Genomic DNA, 10,630 nt, shown 5'->3' on the forward strand with positions numbered 1-10,630 from the left:
GCGGCGGCCGGCGCGGGCGTGGGTGCCGGCTGGCTCTGCGCGCGCAGCGCATCCGGGCGCGGCGCTTCGGGCCCGGGGCCGAGGCGCGCCTCGGTCGGCCGGTCCTGCCGGTTGCGCTCGAAGATCAGTTCCTGCTGGTGCGGCACCACGGCGCCGCCGGGCGTGTCGGGCCTGACCTTGAAGGGCCGGCCATCCGTCTCGATCAGGGGCACGCCGCGCGGCCCCATCATGGACATGCCCCAGATGATGCCCCCCGCCAGCAGGACGGAACCCGCGAGGCCGGCGCCGATCATCCAGAATTTCGGCGGAATCCCCCATCCCGCCGACTCCCTCTCCGGCGGGCGGACCCGCCAGGAGGGCTGCATCACATCGCTCATCTCATCTCCTCGACCGGCGTGACCCCCATCACGCGCAATCCGGACCTGACCACAGCCGCCGTGGCGGCCACCAGGGCGAGCCGCGCCTGCGTCGCCGCCGGCTGGTCCGCCTGGATGAAGCGCAAGGTGGTGTCCTCCTTGCCCTTGTTCCAGAGTAGATGAAAATCGCTCGCCAAGTCATTCAAAAAGAACGCCACGCGATGCGGTTCCCGCGCGGCCGCCGCCGCCTCCACCACCCGCGGCCAGGAGGCGATGCGCCGGATCAGGCCGAGCTCCGCCGGATCGGTCAGGCTGTCGAGCGGGGCTTCCGCCAGGCTCTCCAGCGAGGGATCACCCGCGCCGCGCAGCACCGAGCGGCAGCGGGCATGGGCGTATTGGACGTAGAAGACTGGATTATCACGCGATTGCTGGACGACGAGGTCGAGGTCGAACTCCATCTGCGCGTCCGACTTGCGGGTCAGCATGGTGAAGCGCACGGCATCCTTGCCGACCTCATCAATCAGGTCGCGCAGGGTGATGTAGCTGCCCGCGCGCTTGGACATGCGCACCGGCTGGCCGTCCTTCATCACATGGACGATCTGCGTCAGCACCACATCCAGGCTCACGCGCTTGCCGCTCAGCGCCGCCACCGCCGCCTGCATGCGCTTCACATAGCCGCCGTGATCCGCGCCCCAGACATGCACCAGTGCGTCGAAGCCGCGCTCGATCTTGTGCAGGTGGTTCGCGATGTCATTGGCGAAATAGGTGCCCGAGCCGTCCGACTTGCGCAGCGGACGGTCCGTGTCGTCGCCGAACTGCTCGGAGCGGAAGAGCGTCTGCTCGCGCTCCTCCCAATCCTCGGGCAGCTTGCCCTTGGGCGGCGGCAGCGTGCCGCGATAGATCAGGCCCTGGCTGTCGAGCAGTGCCTCGGCCTTCTCCAGCACCCCGTCGCGCACCAGCTGCGCCTCGCTGATGAAGATGTCATGCTGCACGCCCAAGGCCGCGAGATCCTCGCGGATCTCGGCCATCATGGCGGCGACCGTGAAGGCGCGCACCGGGGCGAGCCAGAGATCCGGCCCGCTCATGCCCCAGCCATGCACCGGGTCCTCGACCGCGAGCGAAGAGCCATGGCTTGCCATCAGCGCCTGGCCGACCGGGATCAGATACTCGCCGCGATACTGCAGCCCGCCGGGGATGAGCTGCGCATACTCCTCCTCGGTCATGCGCGTGCCGAGCGCCTGGAGGTACCGCCAATAGGCGGCATAGGCGAGCGCCTGCACCTGCGCGCCGGCATCGTTGATGTAGTACTCGCGCGTGACGCGATGGCCCGCCTTGGCCAGCAGCCCGGCCAGCGCATCGCCCACCACCGCACCCCGGCAATGGCCCACATGCATCGGCCCCGTCGGATTGGCCGAGACATATTCCACATTCACCGAACCGGGCTTGGCGGCACCCTGGCCGTAGCCCTCGCCCTCGCGCAGCACCACCGCCACCTGGCCTCGCACATAATCCTCGCGCAGGCGCAGATTCACGAAGCCCGGGCCGGCCGGCGCCGCCTCCTCCACCTCGGGGCAATCCTTCAATGCCGCCGCCAGCTCGGCCGCCAGCTTGGGCGGGGCCATCTTCGCGACCTTGCCCACCACCAGCGCCGCATTGGTCGCCATGTCGCCATGGCTCGCATCGCGCGGCGGCTCCATGATGACGCGGGACAGCGCCTCCTCCGGCACCTCCGGCAGAAGGGCGCGCAGCGCCGTGATGGTGCGATCCCGCAAATGGGCGAAAATGTCGTGGCTCATGATGCCCCGCTTGTGACGCCCCACAGCCGTTTCGCGCAAGGGGGCGAGGCATGCCCCGGGGAGGACGCTGTCCTCCCCGAACCCCACCTGCCAAGGGCCGAGAGGCCCTTGGAACCCAGGACTGGGCCTTGGGAGGGATGGGGCATGGTGCGCCCTGGATCACAGGAGCGCCCGCGACGCTCCCCTCCCAAGGCCTAACTCTCGGCGGGTCCAGGGGCGCCACGCCCCTGGCGGGAGGGTCCGGGAGGGCAGCGCCCTCCCGGGGAAAGCCCCCCTTAGGCGAAAGCGTGCTGCAGGCGGCGCAGTTGGGCCTCAGCCTCCGCGACCATGCGGTGGACGACTTCGCCGGCGGGCGGGAGGTCTTCGATCAGGCCCGCGCATTGGCCAGCCCAGGCGAAGCCCTCGTCCATCCGGCCTTCATCGGTGGCGATGGCGTTCACCGTGCCCGCGATCATCGGGATGAGTTCTTCCGGGGTGGCCCCGGCGTTTTCGCGGGCGAGGAGCGCCTGGGCATAGGCGCTGACCAGGGCGCGGCCAGGCTGGCCCAGGCTGCGCTTGATGATCATGGTGCCGGAGGGTTCGGCGGCGAGGATGGCGGCCTTGTAGTTGGCATGGGCCTGGGCCTCCTGGGTGGCGACGAAGCGCGTGCCCATCTCCACGCCCTCGGCGCCGAGCGAGAGGGCGGCCAGCAGCCCCTGGCCGGTGGCGATGCCGCCCGAGGCGAGGACCGGGATGGAGACGGCGCGGACGACGCGCGGCACCATGATCATGGTCGTCTCGTCCGAGCGGCCGAGATGGCCGCCGCCTTCGTAGCCCACGGTCGCCACCATGTCGGCGCCCGCGGCCTCGGCCTTCTTCGCGAGTTCGGGACCGGCGATGAGGACGAGGGTCCTGGCCGCGCCATTGATGCGCTTGATCCAGGGCGCCGGATTGCCCGCGGTGAGCGCGATGACGGGCACGCGCTCCTCCAGCGCCACCTCCAGCATGGCGGTGATGTCCATACGGCCCAGCGGAAAGTTCACGCCGAAGGGTTTTTGCGTCAGCGCGCGGCAGCGGGCGATTTCGGCGCGCAGCGCGGCCGCCCCCGCATCGCCCGCGAGGTCGAGGCCGGCGGTGGCGATCTGGCCGAGGCCGCCGGCTTCCGAGACGGCGGCGCAAAGCTCCGCCTTGGCGACGCGCGCGAGGCCGCCCTGCACGATGGGGTAGGCGATGCCGAGCATCTCGGTGACGCGGGTCTTCATTCGGCGGTGGCTCCGGAGAGGCGGACGGCCTCGGCCCATTTGGCGATTTCGGACTGCAGGAAGCCAGGAAAGCGGTCGGGGCCGATGCCGCCGGGCTCGATGCCCATGCCGCGCAGCCGCGTGGCCTGGGCCTCGGTGGCGGCCAGCACCACCTGTGCCACGCGCTCGACCAGCGGCATGGGCGTGCCGGCGGGTGCCATCAGCGCCTGCCAGGCCACGCCCTCGAAGCCGGGCCAGGTCTCGGCCACGGTCGGCACGTCGGGCCAGTCGGGCAGGCGGTTGGCGGTGGACATGGCGATGGCGCGGATGCCGCCGGCGCGGATCTGCGCGGCACTGGGCGGCAGGTTCTCGAAGGTCGCCTGGATGCGGCCCGAGAGAAGCTCGGTGATGGCGGGGGCCGAGCCGCGGAAGGGAATGTGCACGGCCTGGAAGCCGCCACGGTGGCGGACGAGCTCCATCAGGAGATGCGGCAGCGTGCCGATGCCCGCGCTGCCATAGCTGATGCCCTGCGGCTGCGCCCGGGCCCAGGCGATGAATTCCGGGAAGCTGCGGGCGGGGACGGAGGGGTGGACGGCCAGCACATTGGGCACGAGGCCGATGACGCAGACGGGGACGAAATCGCGCACCACATCGAAAGGCAGGCGGCGGTAGAGCGTGACATTGGCGGCATGCGCGGCGGCGATGGTGAGCCAGGTGGAGCCATCGGCCGGCGCCCGCGCCACGAATTCCGCGCCGAGATTGCCGCCCGCGCCGGGGCGGTTCTCGACGACGACGGGCACGCCCATCGCCTCGGTGATCGCCTGGGCCGAGAAGCGCGACAGCGTGTCGGAAGCACCGCCCGGCGCATAGGGGCTGACGATGCGCATCTGGGCCGGTTGCGCATGGGCGAGCGCGGGCAGCGCCAGGCCGGCAAAGAGGGTGCGGCGCTTCATCCCTTGGCTCCCTTGATCATATCCTTCGCGATGAGCAGGCGCTGCACGTCCGACGCGCCTTCGAAGATGCGGAAGAGGCGGACATCACGGTAGAACTGCTCGACCACCGTGCCGCGCATCCAGCCGGCGCCGCCATGGATCTGCACGGCGTGGTCGGCCACGCGGCCGACCATCTCGCTGGCGAAGAGCTTGCAGCAGGCGATGTCGGCGATGATCGGCCCCTGCGCCTCACCCGCCGCGTCGAAGGCACGCGCGGTCTCGAGGATCATGCTGCGCGCCGCCTGCGTCTCGGCCCGCATGTCCGCGAGCTTCGCCTGGACGATCTGGAATTCGGCCAGCGGCTGGCCGAACTGGCGGCGGTTCATCGCGTGGAACAGCGCCTCCTCGATCAGCCGCTGCGCCTGGCCCACGCAGGTGACGGCGACATGCAGCCGCGCATGGTTGATGCCGCGCATGGCGGTCTTGAAGCCGCCGCCCTCGCGCCCGCCGATCAGGTTCTCAGCCGGGATGCGGACATCGTTGAAGAAGACCTCGCTGGTCGCACTCCCGTCCTGGCCCATCTTGCGGTCGGCCGGGCCGAAACTGACGCCCGGCGTCTTCGCCGGCACGATGAAGGCGGAGATGCCGGCGGCATCCCGCGTGCCGACAGCGGTGCGGGCCATGACGATCAGCACATCCGCCTGGCGCGCATTGGTGATGTAGCGCTTGCTGCCGTTCAGCACGTAGTCCGTGCCCTCCGGCACCGCGACGGTGCGCACGCCGCCGGCATCGCTGCCCGCCTCGGGCTCGGTCAGGCAGAAGGCGGCGGTGACCTCGCCGCTTGCCATGCGCGGCAGCCATTCGGCGCGCTGTGCGTCGGTGCCGTTGTAGAGGATGGGCTGGGAGCCCAGGCCGATGGTGGTGGAGAAGCGCGCGCGGAACACGCTGCTGGCGCGCGTCACCTCGAACATCACGCGCACCTGCTGCTCCATGGTCAGGCCCAGGCCGCCCCAGCGCGTGGGAATGGAGATGCCGAACAGCCCCGCCTCGCGGAGAAGCTGCGTGAGGTCCTCCGGCAAGGCCTCCTGGCCTTCCAGGCGGGGTTCGGCCGGGATCAGCCTCTCCCGCACCAGGCGCTCGATGCCGTTCAGATAGGATGCGAATTCGGCCGGCGTGGCGCGATCGGCCACCGGCAGGGCGTCGTTCATGAGGTTCCTCCGTTTGGCCGCAGCATCCGGTGCCGCGGGCGCGCGAGTCAAACGGCATCGGACGGAGGTCTTCCGCCCCCCCGCAAACCCGGTATAGGTGCAGGGAGAGGAATGCGAGGAAAGCCGCGCTTGGACACGCCGCCTTTTCACCTGCGCCTGCCGGCGAGCCTGGAGAGCGTGAGCGCCCTGCTCGACGCGCTGGAGGCCTATTCGGAGGCGGCCGAGCTCTCCCCCGGCATTGCCGCGCGCCTCGCCCTGGTGGCCGAGGAGATCGCGGCCAATGTCGCCATGCACGCCACCGGCGCCACCTTCTTCGAACTGCGCGTGACGCCGGCGTCGGGCGCGCTCGCCCTGTCCATCGAGGATGACGGGCCGGAGTACGACCCCCTGGCCCGCGCCGCGCCCGATACGGAGGCCGCCATCGAGGATCGCGAGGTGGGCGGCCTCGGCGTGCATCTGGTGCGCGAGATGACGCAGGATGCACGCTATGTGCGCGCGGGCGGGCTGAACCGCCTCTCCTGCGCCCTGCCGCTCGGCTGAGCGGCCCCCGCTTTCGGCCCCGCTTTCGGGCGAGCCGCTTTCTCGGCTAGCCTCGTGACACTGCGCCGCGCCACCTTGCGGCACCATCTTGAGGGAGACTGCGCTGATGGAGATCACCGAAACCCAGGAAGGCGGGAAGGCCGTGGCCATCCTCGACGGCCGGCTGGATACGGCCACGGCCGGTCTGACGGAGACCCGCCTGCTCGCCATGCTGGAGAAGGGCAGCGTGATCGCCGACCTTTCCGAGGTGCGCTACGTCTCCTCCGCCGGGCTGCGCGTGCTGCTCAAGGCGGCGAAGCAGGCCAAGGCGACGGGGGCCAGCTTCGCGGTGGTGGGCCTGCAGGCCCCGGTCCGCGAAGTGTTCGAGATCAGCGGCTTCGACAAGATCATTCCGGCCTTCGCCACCCGCGCCGAGGCCGCCCAGGGCTGACCCGGGGGGCTGACCACGGGGGGCCGAGGATGCGGCGTGGCACCGCCGCCGCCGAGGTCAGGACCGGCCATGACGGGGCCGTGCTGGCGGCGCTCGGGGAGCTGGCCGGCCTCGCCCCCTCCCCCGTTCTGTCGGCACGGCTGCGCCGCGCGGCGGATCTCGTCGCCGCCTGCGACCCGCAGGCCGCCCATCCCGAAGACCCCGCCTGGGCCGCCCTGCTCGATGCGGTGACGGTGCAGGAGACGCGCCTCTACCGCCATCCGCCCCAGGCCGACCTGGTGGGCGCGCTGTTGCCTGCGGGCCTGGCCCGCGCCCGCGCCGAAGACCGGCCGCTGCGCATGCTCTCGGCCGGATGCGCGACGGGCGAGGAGGCCTTCACCCTCGCCGCCCAGGCCGGCCACGCCCTGGCCGACACGCCGGGCACGGGAGTTGAGATCCTCGGGCTCGACCTCTGCCGGCCGGCGTTGGAGAGCGCCGCGGCCGGCGTGATCGCACCGGGCCTGGGCGACCCGCTCGCCCTGGTGCCGGAGGCGCTGCGCCCCTGGCTCGCCGGACCCGATGGCACGCCCCGGCTGCATCCGGCGCTGCGCCGCACCCTGGATTTTCGGCGCGCCAACCTGCTGGACGGCTTCGGCGATGTTCCGGGCTTCGACGTGATCTTCTGCCGCAATGTGCTGATCTACCTGACGGAGCCGGCACGCATGCGCGTCACGGCCGCGCTGGCCGCCGCATTGCGCCCGGGCGGCGTGCTGGCCCTGGGCCCGACCGACCGCGCGCCCGCCGGCCTGCTCCCGCAGGGCGAATCGGTCTGGATACGGCCGGCATGAGCCGCCTCCCCCTCCCCGGCGGCGGCTGGTTCACCCTGGCCGAGGGCGAGGCCCGCCACGCCGAGGCGCCGCCGCGCCCGCCCATGCCGGCCACGCCGCGCCTCGCCGGCGCCGCCCCGATGCCGCCGCCGCGCCGGGCCATCGGACTCGCCGCGCTGCACCTCTCGCTGGGTGGCGTGGCACTGGCCATACCCTCCGCGATGGCCGAGCATATCAACCCCATGCCGGCGCTGCGCCCCCTGCCCGGCGCCGCCCCGGGTGTCGCCGGCCTCGCGGAAGCCGACGGCGCGCCCGTGCTGGTGCTGGAGACCGGCTTCGTCGCCGGCCAGCCCGCCGCGCTGGAGGAGGCGCCGAGCTTGCTGCTGGTGCTGCGCGAGGGCGGGCGGAGATTCGCCCTGCCGGCGGCGCGGATCGAGGCCGGGCCCGCCATCGCCGCCACGCGCGCCTTCCAGGCCTGGCTCGCCTCGCCCGAGGCGGCGGCGGCACTCGCCTTCGCCCCCGCCGCGCTGGAGGCGGAGGCGTTGGCGCCGGTGCCGCAGCGGCGCCTCGTCATGTTCCAGGCGGCCGGGATGGAGCTGGCCCTGCCGGCCGAGGCCGTGGTCGCCGTCCTGCCCGCGACGCAGCCCTTGCCCACGCCGCGCCGGGGCCTGGCTGGCCTCGCCGCGCATCGCGGCGCGGTGCTGCCGGTGCTGGATGGCGGGCTGGTGCTGGGCGGGCGCCCGGCCCTGGCGGGGGGCGCGGCACCGCTCATCCGCCTCGCCCTCTGGCCCGAGGTGCTGGTGGCGGTGGAACAGATCGGCGGCGTGCGGGCCCTGCCGGCGGCCGATGTCACGCCGCTCGCGCAGCGCGACGGCCTGGTCGCGGCCTTCGCCCGGCTGGGCGGCGCGCCCGTGCCCATCCTGGCCCCGCATCGGCTGGGCGCGCTGTGACCGCGCCCATCCCCGTGCTGGTGGTGGATGACAGCGCCTTCATGCGCATGGCGCTGCGCCGCATCATCGAGGCGGATGGCGATCTGCGCGTGGTGGCCGAAGCGGCGGATGGCGAGGCCGCGATCGCCGCCGTGCGCCAGCACAACCCCGCCGTGGTCGCGATGGATGTGGAGATGCCGGTGCTGGGCGGCATCGAGGCGACGCGGCGGATCATGGCGCTGCCGCATCCTCCCGCCATCCTCATGGTGAGCCAGCACACGCAGGATGACAGCCCGGCCGCCATCGCGGCGCTGGCAGCGGGTGCGGCCGACTACATCAGCAAGGAGGCGGGGCTGGGCGGGCTCGACCTCGGTCACCTCGACCAGGCGCTGCGTGGGCGCATCCGGCACTGGGCCGGTCAGCGGCGCGCGCCCCCCGAGGCCGCGCCGCGCCGCGCCCGCGCCGCCACGCCCGAGACGCCGCCGCCTCTGGTGCTGGTCGCCGCCTCCACCGGCGGGCCGGACGCGCTGGCCGCGCTCCTGGCGGCGAGCGGCCCGCTGCCCGTGCCGGTGCTGATCGCCCAGCACATGCCCGATGGGCTGGCGCCGGAACTCGCCGCGCTGCTGACGCGCCGCGCGGGCTGGCCGGTCGTGGTCGCCGCCAATGGCACGCCGGTCGCGCCCGGGCATGCGACGCTGCTGCCGACGGATGGCGTGCTGCTGCGCGCGGGCGGCGGGCTGACGCTGCGCCTCGCCCCCACCGGCGCCCCGGTGCATCCCTCGGCCGATCTGCTGTTCCGCTCCGCCGCGCTGCTCGGCCTGCCCGCCTGCGGCGTGGTGCTGACGGGCATGGGCCAGGACGGCGCGGCCGGCGCGGCGGCGCTCGCCGAGGAGGGCGGGCGCATCCTGGTGCAGAGCAGCGAGACTTCGGTTGTCGCCGGCATGCCGGAAGCGGCAAGCTCGCGCCTGGGCGGGGCGGAGGCGCTCTCGCCGGAGGGGCTGGGCCTCAGGCTGCGCGGGATGTGGAGGGCGTGATGGACGAGGAGCTGCTGGCCGCCTTCCGCGAGGAATTCGCGCCGCTTTGCGCCGCCCTCGCCGCCGCCGCCGACCTCGCGGCCGCCCAACGCATCCTGGCGCAGATGCAGGCCATGGCGGATGGCATGGAGATCGCACCGCTGCAGGCGCGGCTCAGGGCGCTGGCCGAGACCGAGGCGCTGGCGGAGCTGACCGCCGCCGCGCCCATGCTCGCCGCCTTTGGCGGCGGCGAGGAACCCGCGCCGGAAGCCCTGGCGGAGCGCGGGCCGGTCCGCACCCTCATCGTGGATGACAGCGCCATGATGCGCCGCCTGCTGCGCGGGATCCTCGCCGGCGATCCGCGCTTCCACGTGGTGGGCGAGGCGGGCGACGGCGCGGCCGGGCTCGCCGCCCAGGCCGAATTGCAGCCGGAGCTCACGCTGCTCGACCTCGAGATGCCGGGCCTGGATGGGCTGGGCTTCCTTGCCGAATGGGCGCTCAGCGGGCATGGGCAGGTGGTGGTCGTCTCCTCCGCGGCGCATCCTGGCAGCCCCGCGGCGCTGGAGGTGCTGCGCCGCGGCGCCTGGGCGGCCGTCGCCAAGCCCTCGGGCGCGCTCTCGCCCGATCTGGCCGAGCGCAGCGGCGCCGAGATCCTGGCCACGCTGCGCGAAGCCACGGGGCTCGCGGCCTGAGCCATGGAAGCCGACGATCCCCTCTGGCAGGAATTCGCCGCCGAGACGGCCGAGCACCTGGATTCGCTGGAAAGCGGGCTGGCCGGCGACGGCCAGGTGGATGTGCTGTTCCGCGCCATGCACAGCCTGAAGGGCATGTCGTCGGCCATCGGCGCGCATGGCATCGGCACGCTGGCGCACAAGGCCGAGGATGTGCTGGGCCTCGCCCGCGCCGGGCGGCTCGCGCTCAGCCCGCCGGTGCGCGCGGCCCTGCTGGCGGCGGTGGACACGCTGCGCGGCCAGCGCGTGGCCCTGCTGGAGCGGCGGCAGGACCAGCCCCCGCCGGCCGAGCTGCTGGCCCGCCTGGGGGCGCTCGCCGAAGGGCGGCCGGAACCGGCCGCGGGCAGCGCCCCCGCCGCGCCGCAGGACGATCCGCTGCGGGCCACCCTCGCCTCGCGCCTCGTGGATGAATTGCCGCGGCTGCAGGCCGAGCCGCAGCGCGCCGCACGCCTCGCCTCCCTGGCGCGGGAGGGGGGCCTGCCGCGCCTCGCCACCCTGCTGGAGGCGATCCCGCCGGCGGTGGACCGCCTCGCCGCCTTGGGCCGGCTGCGCCGGGCGCTGATGCTCCTGCAGCCGGGCGAGGCGGTGCCGCGCCTGGCCGGCGATCTCCGCGCCCAGGCCGAGGCCACGCGGCTGGCGCTTGCCGGGCCCCGCCGGGCGCTGGCCGAG

The 10,630-nt window shown here is 73.5% G+C and carries 11 protein-coding genes and 1 pseudogene; 7 read left to right on the forward strand and 5 right to left on the reverse strand.

Annotated elements, in window-relative coordinates; genetic code table 11:
* The 5 genes and pseudogenes from KTR66_RS24375 to KTR66_RS24395 all read right to left on the reverse strand — a co-directional run.
* Positions 1-377 (reverse strand): annotated as a pseudogene (locus KTR66_RS24375) (hypothetical protein); the annotation flags it as partial.
* On the reverse strand, positions 374-2,152 hold the full coding sequence (gene argS / locus KTR66_RS24380; RefSeq protein ID WP_213617363.1) for an arginine--tRNA ligase: 1,779 nt from the start codon (positions 2,150-2,152) through the stop codon (positions 374-376). The gene argS and the pseudogene KTR66_RS24375, both read right to left, overlap by 4 nt.
* Positions 2,153-2,427: 275 nt before the next feature.
* The gene (locus tag KTR66_RS24385; protein WP_213617364.1) at positions 2,428-3,393 is read right to left on the reverse strand and encodes a nitronate monooxygenase family protein; all 966 of its coding nucleotides are present in this window, start codon (positions 3,391-3,393) and stop codon (positions 2,428-2,430) included.
* Positions 3,390-4,325 (reverse strand): tripartite tricarboxylate transporter substrate binding protein, encoded by a 936-nt coding sequence (locus KTR66_RS24390; RefSeq protein WP_213617365.1) that lies wholly within the window; start codon positions 4,323-4,325, stop codon positions 3,390-3,392. Before KTR66_RS24390 ends, KTR66_RS24385 begins: the two co-directional genes overlap by 4 nt.
* Positions 4,322-5,512 carry an acyl-CoA dehydrogenase family protein gene (locus KTR66_RS24395; RefSeq protein WP_213617366.1) on the reverse strand — a complete coding sequence of 397 codons (1,191 nt, stop codon included), beginning with the start codon at positions 5,510-5,512 and terminating at the stop codon, positions 4,322-4,324. Before KTR66_RS24395 ends, KTR66_RS24390 begins: the two co-directional genes overlap by 4 nt.
* Before the next feature lie 129 nt (positions 5,513-5,641).
* On the opposite strand from KTR66_RS24395, the gene KTR66_RS24400 reads away from it, so the two are divergent.
* From KTR66_RS24400 to KTR66_RS24430, 7 genes are all read left to right on the forward strand, one after another.
* On the forward strand, positions 5,642-6,052 hold the full coding sequence (locus KTR66_RS24400; protein ID WP_213617367.1) for an ATP-binding protein: 411 nt from the start codon (positions 5,642-5,644) through the stop codon (positions 6,050-6,052).
* Positions 6,053-6,158: 106 nt separating this feature from the next.
* On the forward strand, positions 6,159-6,482 hold the full coding sequence (locus KTR66_RS24405) for an STAS domain-containing protein (RefSeq protein WP_213617368.1): 324 nt from the start codon (positions 6,159-6,161) through the stop codon (positions 6,480-6,482).
* Between the two features lie 29 nt (positions 6,483-6,511).
* Complete coding sequence (locus tag KTR66_RS24410) at positions 6,512-7,309, forward strand: protein-glutamate O-methyltransferase CheR (protein WP_213617369.1); 798 nt, start codon at positions 6,512-6,514, stop codon at positions 7,307-7,309.
* Positions 7,306-8,238, forward strand: a complete 933-nt coding sequence (locus tag KTR66_RS24415) for a chemotaxis protein CheW (protein WP_213617370.1) — start codon at positions 7,306-7,308, stop codon at positions 8,236-8,238. Before KTR66_RS24410 ends, KTR66_RS24415 begins: the two co-directional genes overlap by 4 nt.
* Positions 8,235-9,251, forward strand: a complete 1,017-nt coding sequence (locus tag KTR66_RS24420; protein ID WP_213617371.1) for a chemotaxis protein CheB — start codon at positions 8,235-8,237, stop codon at positions 9,249-9,251. Before KTR66_RS24415 ends, KTR66_RS24420 begins: the two co-directional genes overlap by 4 nt.
* Positions 9,251-9,922: a response regulator gene (locus KTR66_RS24425; RefSeq protein WP_213617372.1), complete on the forward strand. Its 672-nt coding sequence runs from the start codon at positions 9,251-9,253 to the stop codon at positions 9,920-9,922. Before KTR66_RS24420 ends, KTR66_RS24425 begins: the two co-directional genes overlap by 1 nt.
* Before the next feature lie 3 nt (positions 9,923-9,925).
* Positions 9,926-10,630 (forward strand): Hpt domain-containing protein (locus tag KTR66_RS24430; RefSeq protein WP_213617373.1); only part of this gene is annotated, 705 nt, incomplete at its 3' end.

The organism is Roseococcus sp. SDR (assembly GCF_019083995.1).
Classification (GTDB): Bacteria; Pseudomonadota; Alphaproteobacteria; order Acetobacterales; family Acetobacteraceae; genus Roseococcus.

Coding starts and splice junctions, on each gene's coding strand:
- argS (WP_213617363.1), bottom strand. CDS start 2,152: ATGAGCCACGACATTTTCGCCCATTTGCGGGATCGCACCATCACGGCG.
- KTR66_RS24385 (WP_213617364.1), bottom strand. CDS start 3,393: ATGAAGACCCGCGTCACCGAGATGCTCGGCATCGCCTACCCCATCGTG.
- KTR66_RS24390 (WP_213617365.1), bottom strand. CDS start 4,325: ATGAAGCGCCGCACCCTCTTTGCCGGCCTGGCGCTGCCCGCGCTCGCC.
- KTR66_RS24395 (WP_213617366.1), bottom strand. CDS start 5,512: ATGAACGACGCCCTGCCGGTGGCCGATCGCGCCACGCCGGCCGAATTC.
- KTR66_RS24405 (WP_213617368.1), top strand. CDS start 6,159: ATGGAGATCACCGAAACCCAGGAAGGCGGGAAGGCCGTGGCCATCCTC.
- KTR66_RS24410 (WP_213617369.1), top strand. CDS start 6,512: ATGCGGCGTGGCACCGCCGCCGCCGAGGTCAGGACCGGCCATGACGGG.
- KTR66_RS24415 (WP_213617370.1), top strand. CDS start 7,306: ATGAGCCGCCTCCCCCTCCCCGGCGGCGGCTGGTTCACCCTGGCCGAG.
- KTR66_RS24425 (WP_213617372.1), top strand. CDS start 9,251: ATGGACGAGGAGCTGCTGGCCGCCTTCCGCGAGGAATTCGCGCCGCTT.